Source organism: Halomonas sp. SpR8, from assembly GCF_031010195.1.
In the GTDB taxonomy this organism is placed as follows: Bacteria; Pseudomonadota; Gammaproteobacteria; order Pseudomonadales; family Halomonadaceae; genus Vreelandella.
On record NZ_JAUAMC010000003.1, the window covers coordinates 512,161 to 528,285 of the forward strand.

The following is a 16,125-nucleotide window of genomic DNA, read 5'->3' on the forward strand; positions in this document are numbered from 1 at the left end:
GCGGCTGCGTTGAGCCACTCGCTTGCTAAGTCGCTTCTGGCTATCCATGCTGTTATTGAGCAGCAAGCATTTACCACATTAAAATTTATACCCAAGGGAGAAAGTGAATGAAACATCGCACATTGAACCTCCGTATCCGTCTTGCTTCACTGGCACTACTAGCAGGCGCGGGTGTTGCTGTCAGCAGTGCGGCGCAAGCCGAAGAAGAGAAAGGCACAGTTAACCTAGCCTACGTTGAGTGGTCTTCAGAAGTGGCTTCCACTAACGTGATTGCCGCGGTTTTAGAACAAGCAGGCTATGAGGTTGACCTGACCTCACTCTCAGCGGCCGCTATGTTCCAAGCGCTCTCTACAGGTGATGCGGATGCTATCGTCGCTGCTTGGCTGCCGACGACGCACGCTGATTATATGGAACGCGTTGGCGAAAACACGGAAGATCTAGGTGCTAACCTGGATGGCACCAAGCTAGGCTTGGTTGTACCGGAGTATACTGACGTTGATTCCATTGCTGACCTTAACGATAACGCCGACAGCTTTAATGGCGAGATCATCGGTATTGACCCCGGTGCAGGCCTAATGGCGCTGTCCGAAGAGGTTGTGGATACCTATGACCTTGAGCTGGATTTGCGTAGTGGCAGTGGCGCCACCATGACAGCGGCGCTGGCAAGCGCCATTAACAACGAAGAGAATATCGTGGTTACCGGCTGGACACCTCACTGGATGTTCGCCCGCTTCGATCTTAAATACCTAGACGATCCCGAAGAAGTCTATGGCGGTGCCGAACAAATCCATACCGTTGTCCGTCAAGGTCTTGAAGATGATATGCCAGAAGCCTACGCCATTCTCGATGCCTTCGAGTGGACACCTGAGCAAATGGGCGAAGTAATGCTCATGAATCAGGAAGACGACAGCGACCCCTATGAGAACGCCAAACAGTGGGTTGAAGATAACCAGGATGTGGTCGAGCAGTGGCTCGATAGCTAAATAACTCAAGCAAGTAAGGCAGCGGAGGGCTCTGGTTCTCTGCTGTCGTTGTATAATCGCAATTTCAGATGTGATGGTTCACATTACGTTGAATGGCGTTTTAGCAGATTTGCTATTGTGAGCGGCTATATAAGCGCCATTCAATGCTGGTTATTAGCCAGATTTTGGTTTCTGTTCATTTTTTGACACTTCTTGATAAAAGTAGAGAGGCTCCTGTGGATAACCACGATGAAAAGCGCCCTCCTGAAGAGCCAGTCTCTGAGGGTATACCGTCGCCAGATGGTCCAGCGAATTTGATTGATACCGATTATGTCATCGGCCAAGACAACATCACCACCAATACCATGGGTCTAAATTTAGACCTGCACGGCAAGGTATTTACCATTTCGTCCGTGGTGGTGTTGCTGTTTGTAATACTGACGCTGGCGTTGCAAGACACCATCGCACCGATATATGACGCCATTTTCGGTTTCTTGACAGGCAATTTGGCCTGGTTCTTTATTTTAGCGGCAAATATATTCGTTATTTTATGCATTGGCTTGATCTTCTCGCCGCTAGGTAAAATCCGCATTGGTGGTGCTAATGCCAAACCCGATTTTACTTATATGGGCTGGTTTTCAATGCTATTTGCCGCGGGCATGGGCATTGGCCTGATGTTCTTCGGTGTTAACGAGCCGTTGACCCACTTTGGCACCGCCTTTGACGGTGGCAGTTGGGCACCGCTTGGTGGCGCCGAGGGCGATGCTGAAGGTGCTGCAGCGCTGGGCATGGCGGCGACTATCTTTCATTGGGGCCTTCATCCATGGGCGATTTACGCGGTTGTTGCGCTTTCACTGGCACTGTTCTCGTTCAATAAGGGTCTGCCGCTCTCCATGCGCTCTGTGTTCTATCCCATTCTGGGTGAGCGCGTTTGGGGCTGGCCGGGTCACGTGATTGATATCCTGGCGGTATTTGCCACGCTGTTTGGTTTGGCTACCTCTCTTGGGCTAGGTGCTACCCAGGCTGCAGCGGGCCTAACCTATCTGTTTGGCGCGCCGGAAAGTGATATAACCATGATCCTGTTGATCATCGGCATTACGATGATTGCCATCGGCTCAATCGTTGCGGGGGTTGATAAGGGCGTACAGCTACTCTCCAAAATCAACATTATCCTGGCGGCCATACTCCTTTTCTTTGTAATTGCGGTTGGCCCTACACTATTAATTGCTACCGGCTTTTTTGAGAATCTGTGGAATTATGCGGTTCATCTGCCGGCGCTATCTAATCCGTTTGGTCGTGAAGACGCCAACTTCAGCCAAGGCTGGACGGCCTTCTACTGGGCCTGGTGGATCTCATGGTCTCCATACGTCGGTATGTTTATCGCCCGTGTTTCTCGTGGCCGCACCGTGCGTGAGTTTCTCGTCTCGGTAATGCTGGTGCCGTCCACAGTATCTGTATTGTGGATGACCACCTTTGGCGGCACGGCAATTGATCAGTATGTGAGTCAGGGTATTGAGGCCGTACGTGATGCTGGTGTCGATCTGCAGCTATTCATAATGCTGGAGCAACTACCGCTCTCACAAATCACCTCATTCGTCGCCATCGTGCTGGTGATCGTGTTCTTCGTGACCTCTTCTGACTCCGGCTCGCTGGTCATTGACTCCATTACAGCGGGCGGCAAGGTAGATGCACCGACGCCACAACGTGTGTTCTGGGCGATCATTGAAGGCGCGATTGCAATTGCGCTGCTACTGGGTGGCGGCTTAACCGCACTGCAAACCATGGCGGTATCAACCGGCTTCCCGTTCACGATCATTTTGCTGGTGGCATGTTATGCGATCATCAAAGGATTGATGAGCGAGCCAAAAGCCGTCTAGCAATGCTTATAACGACACTTAGTTTAAAACCGACACTCAGCTTTAAACCGGCAATCCGTTTAAAACTAGGTAAGTAGGCAAACGGGCAACCCACTGGGTTGCCCGTTTTTTTATGCGCTTCAATACCAGACGACCTTCAATACCCCATGGCCTTCAGCACCAAATGTCTTTCAGTGGCGTATCGGGTCGGTAGTGCGTGGCAATTTGTGCTTGTAATAATTCCGCGGTTGCCAGCGCGTCGACCAGGGCATGGTGCCCTTGATACGCAGGCAAGCCATAGCGTTCTCGACTAGCGTGCAGGCGTATAGAAACCGGCGGGCGGCCCAGCCAGCGACGAAAACGCGCCCACAACGTTTGTCGATGCAGCCTTGCTTCCAGTGACATGGTATCAATCATTGGAAATAGCACCCCTTCCCCCCGGCGGGCCTTCACCGCCGCATCCAAAAACGGCCTCTCAATATTACGAAAATGCACTACCACCAAATGGCCGGCTAGCTGCACCAGCAGCTCGTCCAGGATCGCTTCTAAATCCGGTGCCTGAGCAATCTCCGAGTGGGTAATGTGATGATAGGTAATGGAAGCCTCATCGAGCGGCCGGGAAGGATTGACCACCCAGTAACGACGCTCGGCCAGCTTGATACGATGTAACGTAAAGGGCACGATCCCGATGCTGACAATGGCGTGACGGCGCTCATCAAGCCCCGTGGTTTCCATATCCAGCGCTACCATCGGCACCTCAGAGATAGGCGTTTCGGGGTCAGGCAACGGCGTGTCATAGAATTGCTGAATAGCCTGAGAGCCGGCCCGCCGTGCTCGTTGAGCCATATAGCCTGCCCAGTCGGTCTGGGTGATCTTTTGACGTGGACGTATACCGTACATCTTAGCGCCCCGACCGCTGTGCAGGCATTGGGTAACGGTACTTCAGAAACTTTTGCGCGTTACTCAGCACCTGAAAGGCATCTTTGAGGGTGTGGCGCTCACTATCCGCAACGTTTTCGGGCTCGATATTGTTATCTGGTAGACGATCTTCCTGCAGATCGATCATATGATGACGCACCCGCGACATGCATAAAAACTCAAACGCGTAGCTGAGCTTATCGCTCATACCGTTCGCCAAGAGCTGGGTCTTACTGATGTCATTCAAGCGCTGAAAGGAGTTTTGCGCTTTGGAGCCGCAGGCCAAAGCGTGAATACGCACTAAATCGACCATGGGTGCAGTACCGCGGCGTTTGAGGTTGATGGAATTGTTGTGCTTGCCGTCCTGCTCCATCACAAAGGTGCGGAAAAACCCTAGCGGCGGTGTGCGGTTTAAAGCATTACGCGCCATCGCGGCCAAAAATAGCGGTGACTGCGGTGCCGTCTGTGCGATCAAATCCTGCAGTATCTCCACATAAATATCTTCGCCATAACAGCTATCTAAATCAAAGAAAATCGAACTGTGTAGCAAGCGTTCTGGTGTTGGGTTGGCCATCCAATCCAGGAAGTAACCTTTCCAAACGCTCAGCGGCTGACGCCATTGGCTGTTGGTCGCCATGACATCGCCTTTACAATAGGTGTAACCGCAGGCATCTAAACCATCGCTGACTATTTTTGCTAGGGCGTAAAAATAGTCATCATGCTGCTCAGGGTCGAAATCATCGGAGAGGATCAGTGCATTATCCTGGTCGGTCACAATACTCTGCTCATTGCGCGCCATGGAGCCGTTGACCATAAAGCAATACGGAACAGGCGGCGGGCCAAGCTCCTCTTCGGCCATTTCCAGCAATCGCCGTGTAAAGCTACGCCCGATGGTAGAGAGCGCGCTGCCTACCATCTGTGAGTTCGCATCCTCTTGTACCATACGAACAAACGCAGCCCGCACATCCGGCGCAAGGCGTGCCAGCCCCTGAATGCTGGGCTGATTAAATATATTAGTAACCAAATAAAGACCGCTATGGGTCTCGTATCGGATGATATCGGAGAGGTGCACCACACCCACCGGGCGCTGACGATAGAGCACCGGCAGGTGGTGAACGTTACTGCGCAACATCGTGAGCATCGCTTCATAAACAGAGGCGTCCGACTGAATCGTGATTAGCCGGGAAGAAACGACCTCACTTACCGGTGTTTGTGACGATAGCCCTTCCGCTACAACGCGAGTACGAAAATCATGGTCAGTGAGGATGCCGCACATCTGCCAAGCTTGGCCTTCGCTATCTTTAAAACTATAGCGTGGATTATCGCTGCCCTCTTTTAGTACCAGTAGCGCAGAGGCTTGGGCTTCACTCATCTGTTGTGCCGCCAATTGCAAACTGGTAGAGGCTTCAACCATCACCGGGTAGCGGGTTAGTAGCTTGCGTATCCGGGTGACCATCATTTCGTTGGATTTCTTCTGCTGCTCGGCGGCAGTTTCTAACCGAGGACGCTCCAACTCGACAAAATCAGCAAAATGATCATCCTCTTCACACAACCGTTGGAACACCGCCTTAGGGATAAAGTAGATAAGGGTATCTTCAATCGCTTGGGCGGGAAAACGCACCTTATGGTTCCGCAGCAGGCTGAAATGTCCAAAAATATCGCCTTCGCCCAAACGATTGTATAGCTCCCCCTGGCTGCGGTAGACCTCTACAGCACCACTGCGGATGTAGCACAGCTCTTCAAGCATCTCGTTGAGCACTAAAATATGGCTGCCCGTTTTGAAGTAGCTAACTTCCACCTGCTCAGCAATGGCATCAAGCAGATCATCCGACAGCCCATCAAAAGGGGGAAAACGTCCCATATGCTGACGTATTTCTAACAATTCGACATCCATACGGACTCCTCGGGCGTGTCAGAATACATAGTCTAAAGTGTGGCGTGGTCTAAAGTGTGGCGTGAAGGTTAAGTTAGGTAAACCCCAGCAAGCATGATAAAGGTAGCGGTAAGCTGAAAACCACAAAAAAAGCCCGGTGCAGTTTTGCACCGGGCTCTGATAGCCATGACTATGCTGGCGTTAATTACGCTTTAGGATTGGCCGGCCATTTCCTGTACACGCTGCATCATTTCAGGGTCTTGCTGAATGGATTGACCAATGGCGTTGAAGGTATCAACATCTAGGCCGCTGTCTTCAACCACTTCAATCATGCGGTCGTTGGCTTCAGTGCGCACTTCCTGCTGCGCAGACTCATCTTCTGCATCCTGCAGACGCTGGGTATATTCTTGAGAAATAACGGCAATTTCTTGAGAAGCATCGGCAAACTGCTGGAGCTGGTCATCAGAAAAATCTTGGGCAGGTGCTGCTTGCTGGGTAGCCATGGGATCTTGTGCAGAACCTTGCTCTTGCTGGGCGTGGGCAGTAGCCGTCATCAGACCAGTAGCGAGCAGGGCAGCAGAGAACAGAGCAGTCATACGTTGCATAGTTAAAACCTCAATGTTGCGTTGTGTATGTGCCCACTGTGACGCATCAATCTCAAGCAGGTTCAAACTATTATGTAAAAGTTAGTAACAAAAAGAACTTTATGTATCTAAAACTCAACGCAGCATGCCACCTCGGAAATACAATAGCAATGTTATTCAATAAGTTACGATTTTATGACTTAACCTCACTCGGCTTGGCAGCCATGCCTATTCTTTTTGTTCTACTTTGGAGCACGGGATTTATCGGCGCTAAATTTGGCCTGCCTTATGCTGAACCCTTCACGTTTTTATTTATTCGCTTTGCATTAACGCTACTGCTGTTAATCCCATTGGTGATAGTCATGCGTATTCCTTGGCCTGCATCGCCCATGTTATGGACACATATCGCCATATCGGGTTTTCTAGTTCATGGAGCCTACCTGGGAGGTGTTTTCTATGGCATCTACTTGGGAATGCCAGCAGGCTTAGCGGCACTGCTGGTGGGTCTGCAACCGCTGCTAACCGCTGCTTTTGCCGGACCACTATTAGGCGAGCAGCTTATGCGTCGACAGTGGTCGGGGCTGGCATTTGGGTTAATCGGGATCAGTTTAGTACTTGGCAGTAAGCTAGAGATCGGTGAATCACTCTTCGATGGCTTTGGCATCAGTGCATTGCTGTGCGTCACTGCAGCCTTGGTAGGCATCTCACTGGGTACGCTTTATCAAAAAAGATACTGTACCAGTATGCCGCTGCTCTCTGGGGCGGTTATTCAATATCTCGCTGCGGGGGCACTACTCGGCAGTGGCGCCTTGCTGTTTGAGAGTCGCCAAGTGGAGTGGAGTAGCACCTTTGCACTGACACTAGGTTGGCTGGTATTGATTCTTTCGATTGCCGCTATCCTGTTACTCATGACCTTGATTAAAAAGGGGGAAGCCTCACGGGTTGCAAGTCTTTTTTATCTTGTACCACCGGTCACTGCGCTACAGGCGTGGTGGTTATTTGACGAACGTCTCCCCTTACTGGGGCTAGTAGGGATGTTGATCGCTATCATCGGGGTGGTGATGGCTATTCGTAAACCCGCAAAATAAGTCGCTATAACCTAACAAATTTACAAATGCTCTAAATAATCCGCGCCGCCTAAGTTACGCATTTGCTGGCGTATCCACTGGCTACGCCGCTCGACTTGCGCATCGGGCCGAGCGGCGCTGCGGGTTAGCGGACTGGGTAGAATAGCCGCCAGTAGACTAGCCTGACGCTCGGTAAGCGAGCTGGAAGAGGCACCGAAATAGTGCTGAGCAGCGGCTTCTAACCCAAACACGCCGCGATCCCACTCGGCGACGTTAAGATAGACTTCCAGAATGCGCTGCTTACTCCAGAGTATCTCGATCAACAGCGTAAACCACGCCTCCACCCCCTTCCGCGTCCAGCTTCGGCCTGTCCATAGAAACACGTTCTTGGCCGTTTGCTGGCTCAAAGTGCTGGCCCCGCGTAGTCGCCCGCCGTCTTGGCTCGCCTGCAACGCGCGGCGTAGCTCAACCAGATCAAACCCACTATGGTGCGGGAAGCGCTGATCCTCGGAGGCAATCACTGCCAGCTTGGCGTTTACAGAGAGCGAATCCCAACCGCGCCACTCGTGCTGTATGTTGATCGGCTCACTGTTGACCCAACTCTGTATTTTGCGCTCGACCATGACCATTGAGCCGGGTGGGGGGACGACACGAAACAGCAGTACCAGCGCGACTGACAGCAGCACAAACGCTAAAACGCCACGCCAAATAATCCGCCATAGTAGACGCATAAAACGGCGCAGCGAGCGATTGAGCATCCCGTTATCCTTAACGCTTCAAGAGGTGGTCTGCATGATACCGCAGGTGATCCTCAATGAACGAGGCAATGAAGAAGTAACTGTGATCATAGCCCGGCTGGCGACGCAGCGTAAGCGGATGGTCGTGCTGCTCACAAACGGCCTCTAAACGCTCAGGCTGAAGCTGCTCTTCCAGGAATTGATCCGCTTCGCCTTGGTCGATAAATAGCCGCTGGCGTGATGCCCCATTGGCGACCAGTTCGCAGGCGTCATATTGGCGCCAGCGTGACTGATCTTCGCCTAGGTAAGCGGTAAACGCCTGTTGCCCCCAGGGGCTATTCATCGGGTTGACCACCGGCGAAAAGGCCGATACCGAGCGGAAACGCCCAGGATGACGCAGCGCCAGAATCAATGCGCCATGCCCACCCATCGAGTGCCCACTAATAGATTCACGACCATTAACCGGAAAGTGCTGACGCACCACTGAGGGCAGCTCCTCAATCACATAATCGTACATACGATAATGAGATTTCCACGGCGACTCGGTGGCGTTGACATAAAACCCAGCCCCGGAGCCCAAATCAAAGCTTTCGTGTTCGCCGGGCAAGTCTGTGCCCCGTGGGCTGGTGTCAGGGCAAACAATGGCCACCCCCAACTCAGCGGCGATACGATGAGCACCGGCTTTCTGCATAAAGTTTTCGTCGTTACAGGTCAGCCCCGAGAGCCACCACAACAGCGGTACGCGCTCGTTTTCCGCCTGGGGTGGCAAGTAAACGGCGAAGATCATGTCGCAGTCCAGCGCACGGGAGTAGTGGCGGTAGCGTTTATGCCAGCCACCGAAGCTACGGTTGGCGGACACCAGTTCTAGCGTTTCACTCATGCTCATGGGCAGGTTCCTTTAAATGCAGCAAACGCGGCAGGTGACCCCACCGCGTTTTAAACGTACTGACTATACTACTTAATAATGCTGGGCCTAGTCATGCTAATGCACAGAGCAAATGGCTGACTGTAAAACTGCCGATAACGGAGTGCCAGGGCAGGTTGTAGCGAGGGGCTTTTGACAGGGCCGGAAAGTATTCCTGACAATTCCGGCATTTCCGCCATCCATGGCGGTCAGATGTCAAAAGTAGCGCCCACGGATGGGTTCACAGCGCCCTCGCGGAAACCTGCCCTGGCACTTAGCCGTGCAGAACCTAGTAATGCAGCACGGTACGAATGCTCTTACCTGCATGCAGTAAATCAAACGCTTCGTTGATCTGATCAAACGGCATATCGTGAGTAATGAAATCGTCGATATTGATTTCACCGTTCATATACCGCTCAACGTAGCCCGGCAGTTCGCTACGCCCTTTAACACCACCAAAGGCGGAGCCTTTCCAGACCCGGCCCGTGACCAATTGGAATGGCCGGGTTGAGATCTCTTCACCGGCACCGGCAACACCAATCACGATCGACTCACCCCAGCCTTTATGACAGCACTCCAGCGCCGAACGCATCACATTGACGTTGCCGATACACTCAAAGGAGTAGTCGACACCGCCATCGGTCATATCGACGATGACCTGCTGGATCGGATCTGAGTACTCTTTCGGGTTCACAAAGTCGGTAGCACCAAACTGCTTGGCCAGCTCGAACTTATCGGCATTGACGTCGATGGCAATGATACGCCCTGCTTTGGCCATCATCGCGCCTTGAATGACAGCAAGACCGATAGCTCCAAGACCAAACACCGCCACGGTAGCACCCGGCTCTACTTTGGCGGTATTGAGCACCGCACCAATACCGGTGGTCACGCCGCAGCCCAGCAGGCAGATTTTATCCATGGGGGCTTCTTTGGAAACTACTGCCAGCGATACTTCAGGCAACACGGTGTACTCACTAAACGTGGAGGTGCCCATGTAGTGATGAAGCATCTTACCATCGAGTGAGAAGCGCGATGTGCCGTCGGGCATTACCCCTTTACCCTGGGTAGCGCGCACGCTGCCACATAGGTTGGTTTTACCCGACAAGCAGAATTTACACTTGCCGCACTCGGCGGTGTAAAGAGGAATGACATGGTCGCCCGGTTTAAGGCTGGTAACGCCCTCGCCTACTTCCTGCACGATGCCCGCCCCTTCATGGCCAAGCACTGCGGGAAAGTTACCTTCCGGATCAGCACCGGAGAGTGTGTAGGCATCGGTGTGACAAACGCTGGTAGCGGCCATTTTAACCAGCACTTCCCCCGCTTTCGGGCCTTCAACATCAATCTCAACCAGTTCCAGCGGCTTACCCGCCTCTAGTGCAACAGCTGCGCGTGATTTCATTAAGCCTGCTCCTTCTAGCATCGCCAGCAGCGGGCATTGCCCCACTGCTCGGTTTGTTTTCAATGTGTGCAGTTTAGGCCAACTAGGCGCTCTTGATAAACCGGGATACACTCATAAGATTATTGCCACACAGCAACAATCATTATCGATCCAAGGAGTTAGCATGCAGCACTGGAGCCGTATCGAAGCCTTTATCGAGGTAGTCCGCTTAGGCACCTTCTCTGCTGCGGCCCGCCACCTGAAGGTGTCGACCTCGCATATCAGTCGCCTGATTAGTCAGCTCGAAAACCAGTTGGGCGTACAATTACTTTATCGCACCACCCGACAGATCCGGTTAACCGATGCAGGTGCCACCTACGTAGAACACTGCCGCCATCTATTCGATGGGCTGCGGGATGCCGAGCAGGCGCTGAGCGAACTCCAGGCCAAGCCCAGCGGACTACTTAAACTCACCTCAGCCACGACCTTTGGCGAGCGCTTTATTGCCCCGCTGGTGAATGACTTTCAGTGTTTGCATCCGCAGTTGGATGTTCATATGCACTTCACTAACCGCCCGGTGGAACTCATCGAAGAGGGCTACGATATTGCCATTCGGATGGGCGTATTAAAGGATTCCAGCCTCATCGCAAGACGCCTATGTGACCGCCGGGAGTATATCGTCGGCTCTCAAAGTTACTTTCGCCAAGTACCTCGCCCTCACACTTTGGCTGAACTTAGCCAACACCGCTGTCTGATTGGCTCACGCCCAAACTGGCTGTTTGAAGTCAACGGCCAGCGCCGTGAAGTGCGCGTAGAGGGTTGCTGGACGGGCAACTCTGGCCCGGCACTGCTGGATGCGGCACGCAAAGGACTGGGGCTTGCACAACTGCCGGATTACTACGTCACCCCCTATTTGGCTAGCGGTGAGCTGGTAGCTGTACTTGAGCACTTTCAGCACTACGATACTGCCGTTTGGGCGGTTTACCCCCGCCACCGCCATCTGTCGCCCAAAATCCGCCAGTTAGTCGACTACCTGATTGCCAACATTGACAGCTTATTGCCCAAGAACCCGCTGGCCTAGCGCTTGATGACCTAGCACTCGGTGGGATTGGCGGCAAGCATGCCATTGTACGGCCAGAAAAATTGTTACTGCCTACCCATTAGCTACTAGCGCCAACGACCAAACATCGATTGATTAACCGCAATATCGACGTGCTAACACATAAATGTGAAGTTATAATGAACATTCACTCATGCATGTTTGTATCTGCGAACAGCGACACTGCCTACCCACAAAGGATGTTGGTATGTCTCCTCCCCCTCCATGGCCTATCGGCTTTCGAGCTCTCTTAGTGCGTGCGGTGCTCTACGTACTGTTTATTGGTGCGATTACCCAAGGTGCCTATTTAGAAGCACTTTATCTACCCTCAGTACGCTTTTCAGAGTGGGGCTTTACCGAGTTTACCCAAACGTTGGTACTAGCCATCTGCTGCGCCATGCTGATTTATATTCGCCAGGTGCTTAAAGTCTGGCCCAACGTCACGCTGCTCCTGCTAGCATTTTTGGCCGCTTCGCTGGTGCGTGAACAGGATCACTTTTTAGATACCTATGTCGCTGACAACACCTGGAAGGTGCTTGTTGCGCTGATTATTCTCCCCACGCTTTTCTGGGTGGTTAAGCAGCGCCAACGCTTTTTTGAGGAGTTCGCCCATTACAGCAACACCTTTGCCTTTGGCCTGTTTACGGCGGGCGTTTTAACCACCTATATTTTCTCGCGCTTATATGGGCGGCAAGAATTCTGGCAAGCCATTCTTGAAGACAGCTACTCGGGTACCTTTAAGAGCGTCGCTGAAGAAGTTGTAGAGCTGCTTGGTTACAGCCTGATCTTGATCGCCACGCTGGAACTACTGCTCCTGGCTCGGCGTGTTTATCGGGCCCGACAAACGTCGTATTAACGCCCCCGACTCCTGCTTGCTAGCCCCTCCCCCAGGCATCAGTGACAAACGCCGTCTTTGCGAAGCAAGGCGGCGTTTCATTTTTCGAATCTCGTTATGCAAAAAGCCGTTTGCGACCCACTGCTCTTCAACGTAGTGTCGCTCGTTATGCTTCACAACCATATTTTTTACTAGAAACCCTTACATTGACGACATAAACCTCATGAATAAAACCAAGCATGATGAAAAAAACCTGCAGCGAGGTTTTTTCACCCGTTTTCTAGATAGCGTTGAGTGGCTGGGTAACCTACTTCCTCACCCCGTTACTCTGTTTGCAATACTGTGCGTATTAGTCGTTGTTGCAAGCGGGGTCGCGGCAGCTTTTGGGGTTTCCGTGGCTGACCCTCGGCCCGCCAATGAAGGCGAATGGATCGCCGTTAACTCTTTGCTTAATGCCGAAGGTTTACGCCGACTAGTCACTGAAATGGTGACCAATTTCACTAGCTTCGCCCCGCTTGGCACCGTGTTGGTGGCTATGCTAGGCGTGGGCGTTGCCGAGCATTCGGGACTGCTCTCCGCGACCATGCGCGCCTTAGTGCTCAACCGGTCACCCCGAATTGTTACTTACGCGGTAGTCTTTGCAGGCATTATGTCTAATATGGCTGCAGAGCTTGGCTATGTAGTACTGATTCCGCTTGCCGCTATGATATTCCACTCACTGGGCAGGCATCCCCTTGCGGGCCTAGCTGCTGCATTCTGCGGTGTTTCTGGGGGGTATAGCGCTAACCTGCTAATCGGCACAGTTGACCCATTACTTTCAGGCATTACCCAGGAAGCGGCGCGACTTCTCGATCCTGCTTATATAGTGGGCGCAGAAGCTAATTGGTTCTTTATGTTCGTCAGCACCTTCTTTGTGACACTGATTGGTGGCTTAGTCACCGAGCGCATCGTAGAACCCAAACTGGGTAAATTCGACTCTGATCAAGCCGATAGTGATATTAACCATCAAAGCATGGGCGGTCTCTCATCAACAGAAAAACGTGCCCTAAAAGGTACCGGCTTAGCCGCACTGGTACTAGTTGCTCTGGTCGCCGGGATGGTAGTGCCGGAGAGCGGCATACTGCGCAACCCTGAAACAGGGCTAATAAGCGGCTCGCCTTTTTTACGCGGAATTGTTGTGATTGTAGCGGTGTCATTCACTCTATTGGGCTTTGTTTATGGCCGCTTGGCAGGCACCATGCACAATGACCGCGATGTGGTAGATGCCATGGCTAAAAGCATGAGCAGCCTGGGTTTATACATTGTTCTGGTGTTCTTCGCTGCTCAGTTCGTGGCACTGTTTAACTGGAGTAACTTTGGTACTGTGACCGCGATTGCTGGTGCGGATCTGCTGGAATCTCTCGGACTACGCGGCCCCGGCCTGTTTGCTCTGTTCATTATTATGTGTGCGTTCGTCAACTTGTCGTTGGGCAGCGCCTCGGCACAGTGGGCGGTGACGGCTCCCATTTTTGTACCCATGTTAATGTTAATGGGCTACGCCCCCGAAGTCATTCAAGCAGCCTATCGTATCGGTGATTCAGTCACTAATCTGATCACCCCGATGATGAGCTACTTTGGCCTGATCCTAGCCGTAGCAACTCGCTACCGGAAAGATATGGGCATTGGTACGCTGGTTGCTATTATGCTTCCCTATACGCTGTTTATGCTGATTGGATGGAGCCTGCTGTTCTTCGTTTGGGTTTTTGTGTTTGGCTTACCTGTTGGCCCTGGCTCCGCCACCTACTACACGCTATAAGCCCTTACATCCTTTAACGCAAAAAGCCCGCCGTTCTTTGAACGGCGGGCTTTTTGATCTTAGCGGTGGCTATTCTCCACTCACTACTTACGGCATTCACTCGTCAAGGAACGAACGCAGCGGCTCCGAGCGACTGGGGTGGCGCAGCTTGCGCAACGCTTTGGCTTCAATCTGGCGGATTCGCTCACGCGTCACGTCAAACTGTTTGCCCACCTCTTCCAGCGTATGGTCTGTATTCATATCGATACCAAAGCGCATGCGCAGCACTTTCGCTTCCCGGGCGGTCAAGCCGCCTAACACGTTGCGCGTGGCTTCGATAAGACCTTCACCGGTGGCCATATCGATGGGTAGCAGCATGGTGCCGTCTTCGATAAAGTCGCCCAGGTGTGAGTCGTCATCGTCACCAATTGGCGTCTCCATGGAGATCGGCTCTTTGGCAATTTTGAGCACCTTGCGTACTTTATCTTCCGGCATTTCCAAGCGCTCGCCGAGCTCTTCCGGCGTCGGTTCACGCCCCATTTCCTGCAGCATCTGGCGTGATACGCGATTGAGCTTATTGATCGTCTCAATCATGTGCACCGGAATACGAATAGTGCGCGCCTGGTCAGCAATCGAACGGGTAATCGCCTGACGAATCCACCAAGTGGCATAGGTTGAGAACTTATAACCACGGCGGTATTCGAATTTATCGACCGCTTTCATCAAGCCGATGTTGCCCTCTTGAATCAAGTCCAAGAACTGTAGGCCACGGTTGGTGTACTTCTTGGCAATCGAGATAACCAAACGCAGGTTAGCCTCAACCATCTCTTTCTTGGCGCGGCGAGCTTTCGCCTCACCAATCGAGAGCTTGCGATTGACCTCTTTGAGATCGGCAACCGAGAGCTGCACCATATCTTCTTCGAAGGCGATCTTGCGCTGGGCACGGGCGATATCGGCGCGAAGCGGCTCGAGGCGATCGGCGTACTTGCTCTGCGCCGCCTGGAAATCATCCAGCCACGTTTTACGTGACTCGTTGCCAGGGAACGACTTAATAAACGTTTTACGCGGCACCTTGGCTTTTTTCACACACAGCTGCATTACCGCTTTTTCTTGGGCACGCACCTGCTCAACGCTGATACGCACTTGGCCAACTAGCCGCTCAAAATGCTTGGGTACCAGTTTGATGGGCGAGAAAAGCACCGCCAAACGAGCCTGCTCAGCTTTTAATTCAGCACTGCCGCGACCATGTTTTGCAAACGCGGCCTCCACCAAGGCATTCTGTTCGCGAATCTGCTCGAAACGCGCACGTGCCTCTTCAGGATCCGGACCGCCTTCGCTGGCCGTGGAGTCTTCGTCTTCATCATCGCCGTCGCTATCGACGTCGTCGTCAAGATCAGACTCGGGTTCCGGTTCAGGTACTTCTGCCTCAGCAACGCCGGGAATACCTTCATCCGGGTCGATAAAACCAGAAAACAGATCCGAAAGACGTCCCGGCGCTTCTTCATCCTGGGTAGCGTCGTAAGCATCCAAAATAGACGCAACGGCACCCGGCAAATAGGCCAAGGACGACATCACTTCACGGGTGCCCTCCTCAATTCGCTTGGCGATTTCAATTTCGCCTTCACGGGTTAGAAGCTCAACCGTGCCCATTTCACGCATGTACATGCGCACTGGGTCAGTGGTACGGCCTACATCGCTTTCCACGGCGGCAAGGGCCGCTACGGCCTCTTCCGCAGCGGACTCGTCCGTGGAGTGATCCGACATCATCAAAGTGTCTTCATCTGGCGCTTCTTCAGCGACACTTATACCCATGTCGTTGATCATGCCAATGATGTCTTCCACTTGATCCGGGTCGGCGATATCCTCGGGTAGATGGTCGTTGACCTCGGCATAGGTCAGGTAGCCCTGTTCCTTGCCTCGCGCGATCAACTCCTTCAGACGTGACTGCTGCTGCGCATTTCCAGCCATAGAAACCCTATCTCGACGAAGAAGAATGAAACACCTGGGCGCTGAATCGATTAAATTCAACAAGCCGAATAGTATAGCGTAATTGACCGGAAATTTTCCAGTTCGACGTATTTGCGCGGCTATTCAGGTGTGTTAGTTTGTTCGGTTAGGTCAGCGCTTAGTGACTGACC

The 16,125-nt window shown here is 52.6% G+C and carries 13 protein-coding genes; 6 read left to right on the plus strand and 7 right to left on the minus strand.

The window, feature by feature from the left end; genetic code table 11:
• Positions 1 to 107: 107 nt before the first annotated feature.
• Both QT230_RS08965 and QT230_RS08970 read left to right on the plus strand, forming a co-directional pair.
• On the plus strand, positions 108 to 983 hold the full coding sequence (locus QT230_RS08965; protein ID WP_308321276.1) for a glycine betaine ABC transporter substrate-binding protein: 876 nt from the start codon (positions 108 to 110) through the stop codon (positions 981 to 983).
• A 215-nt stretch (positions 984 to 1,198) separates the two neighbouring features.
• Positions 1,199 to 2,839 carry a BCCT family transporter gene (locus QT230_RS08970; protein WP_308321277.1) on the plus strand — a complete coding sequence of 547 codons (1,641 nt, stop codon included), beginning with the start codon at positions 1,199 to 1,201 and terminating at the stop codon, positions 2,837 to 2,839.
• Between the two features lie 153 nt (positions 2,840 to 2,992).
• Here the strand turns inward: QT230_RS08970 and QT230_RS08975 are convergent, their stop codons facing one another.
• From QT230_RS08975 to QT230_RS08985, 3 genes are all read right to left on the minus strand, one after another.
• Positions 2,993 to 3,718: a 3'-5' exonuclease gene (locus QT230_RS08975; protein ID WP_308321278.1), complete on the minus strand. Its 726-nt coding sequence runs from the start codon at positions 3,716 to 3,718 to the stop codon at positions 2,993 to 2,995.
• Position 3,719: 1 nt separating this feature from the next.
• On the minus strand, positions 3,720 to 5,630 hold the full coding sequence (locus tag QT230_RS08980) for a DUF294 nucleotidyltransferase-like domain-containing protein (RefSeq protein ID WP_308321279.1): 1,911 nt from the start codon (positions 5,628 to 5,630) through the stop codon (positions 3,720 to 3,722).
• 191 nt (positions 5,631 to 5,821) lie between these two features.
• Positions 5,822 to 6,214 (minus strand): DUF4168 domain-containing protein, encoded by a 393-nt coding sequence (locus tag QT230_RS08985; protein WP_308321280.1) that lies wholly within the window; start codon positions 6,212 to 6,214, stop codon positions 5,822 to 5,824.
• A gap of 203 nt (positions 6,215 to 6,417) precedes the next feature.
• Here QT230_RS08985 and QT230_RS08990 point away from each other — a divergent pair, with 203 nt between their 5' ends.
• Positions 6,418 to 7,281 carry a DMT family transporter gene (locus QT230_RS08990; protein WP_308321282.1) on the plus strand — a complete coding sequence of 288 codons (864 nt, stop codon included), beginning with the start codon at positions 6,418 to 6,420 and terminating at the stop codon, positions 7,279 to 7,281.
• Positions 7,282 to 7,301: 20 nt separating this feature from the next.
• Here the strand turns inward: QT230_RS08990 and mtgA are convergent, their stop codons facing one another.
• The 3 genes from mtgA to QT230_RS09005 form a co-directional block, all read right to left on the minus strand.
• Complete coding sequence (gene mtgA / locus QT230_RS08995; RefSeq protein WP_308321283.1) at positions 7,302 to 8,018, minus strand: monofunctional biosynthetic peptidoglycan transglycosylase; 717 nt, start codon at positions 8,016 to 8,018, stop codon at positions 7,302 to 7,304.
• A gap of 10 nt (positions 8,019 to 8,028) precedes the next feature.
• On the minus strand, positions 8,029 to 8,883 hold the full coding sequence (gene fghA / locus QT230_RS09000) for an S-formylglutathione hydrolase (protein WP_308321284.1): 855 nt from the start codon (positions 8,881 to 8,883) through the stop codon (positions 8,029 to 8,031).
• Between the two features lie 307 nt (positions 8,884 to 9,190).
• Complete coding sequence (locus QT230_RS09005; protein WP_308321285.1) at positions 9,191 to 10,300, minus strand: S-(hydroxymethyl)glutathione dehydrogenase/class III alcohol dehydrogenase; 1,110 nt, start codon at positions 10,298 to 10,300, stop codon at positions 9,191 to 9,193.
• A gap of 163 nt (positions 10,301 to 10,463) precedes the next feature.
• Here QT230_RS09005 and QT230_RS09010 point away from each other — a divergent pair, with 163 nt between their 5' ends.
• From QT230_RS09010 to QT230_RS09020, 3 genes are all read left to right on the plus strand, one after another.
• Entirely contained in the window at positions 10,464 to 11,360 is an 897-nt protein-coding gene (locus QT230_RS09010) for a LysR family transcriptional regulator (RefSeq protein ID WP_308321286.1), read from the plus strand.
• A gap of 226 nt (positions 11,361 to 11,586) precedes the next feature.
• Positions 11,587 to 12,234 carry a hypothetical protein gene (locus QT230_RS09015; protein ID WP_308321287.1) on the plus strand — a complete coding sequence of 216 codons (648 nt, stop codon included), beginning with the start codon at positions 11,587 to 11,589 and terminating at the stop codon, positions 12,232 to 12,234.
• 202 nt (positions 12,235 to 12,436) lie between these two features.
• Positions 12,437 to 14,008 (plus strand): AbgT family transporter, encoded by a 1,572-nt coding sequence (locus QT230_RS09020; protein WP_308321289.1) that lies wholly within the window; start codon positions 12,437 to 12,439, stop codon positions 14,006 to 14,008.
• Positions 14,009 to 14,104: 96 nt separating this feature from the next.
• On the opposite strand, the gene rpoD is transcribed toward QT230_RS09020, so the two are convergent.
• Positions 14,105 to 15,955, minus strand: a complete 1,851-nt coding sequence (rpoD, locus tag QT230_RS09025; protein ID WP_308321290.1) for an RNA polymerase sigma factor RpoD — start codon at positions 15,953 to 15,955, stop codon at positions 14,105 to 14,107.
• Positions 15,956 to 16,125 lie beyond the last annotated feature (170 nt).

Bases quoted from the DNA above. Each gene is read 5' to 3' on its own strand.
- QT230_RS09005 (WP_308321285.1), bottom strand. From the start codon at position 10,300: ATGAAATCACGCGCAGCTGTTGCACTAGAGGCGGGTAAGCCGCTGGAA.
- QT230_RS08990 (WP_308321282.1), top strand. From the start codon at position 6,418: ATGCCTATTCTTTTTGTTCTACTTTGGAGCACGGGATTTATCGGCGCT.
- fghA (WP_308321284.1), bottom strand. From the start codon at position 8,883: ATGAGCATGAGTGAAACGCTAGAACTGGTGTCCGCCAACCGTAGCTTC.
- QT230_RS09015 (WP_308321287.1), top strand. From the start codon at position 11,587: ATGTCTCCTCCCCCTCCATGGCCTATCGGCTTTCGAGCTCTCTTAGTG.
- rpoD (WP_308321290.1), bottom strand. From the start codon at position 15,955: ATGGCTGGAAATGCGCAGCAGCAGTCACGTCTGAAGGAGTTGATCGCG.
- QT230_RS08980 (WP_308321279.1), bottom strand. From the start codon at position 5,630: ATGGATGTCGAATTGTTAGAAATACGTCAGCATATGGGACGTTTTCCC.
- QT230_RS08965 (WP_308321276.1), top strand. From the start codon at position 108: ATGAAACATCGCACATTGAACCTCCGTATCCGTCTTGCTTCACTGGCA.
- QT230_RS09020 (WP_308321289.1), top strand. From the start codon at position 12,437: ATGAATAAAACCAAGCATGATGAAAAAAACCTGCAGCGAGGTTTTTTC.
- QT230_RS09010 (WP_308321286.1), top strand. From the start codon at position 10,464: ATGCAGCACTGGAGCCGTATCGAAGCCTTTATCGAGGTAGTCCGCTTA.
- mtgA (WP_308321283.1), bottom strand. From the start codon at position 8,018: ATGCTCAATCGCTCGCTGCGCCGTTTTATGCGTCTACTATGGCGGATT.
- QT230_RS08985 (WP_308321280.1), bottom strand. From the start codon at position 6,214: ATGCAACGTATGACTGCTCTGTTCTCTGCTGCCCTGCTCGCTACTGGT.
- QT230_RS08975 (WP_308321278.1), bottom strand. From the start codon at position 3,718: ATGTACGGTATACGTCCACGTCAAAAGATCACCCAGACCGACTGGGCA.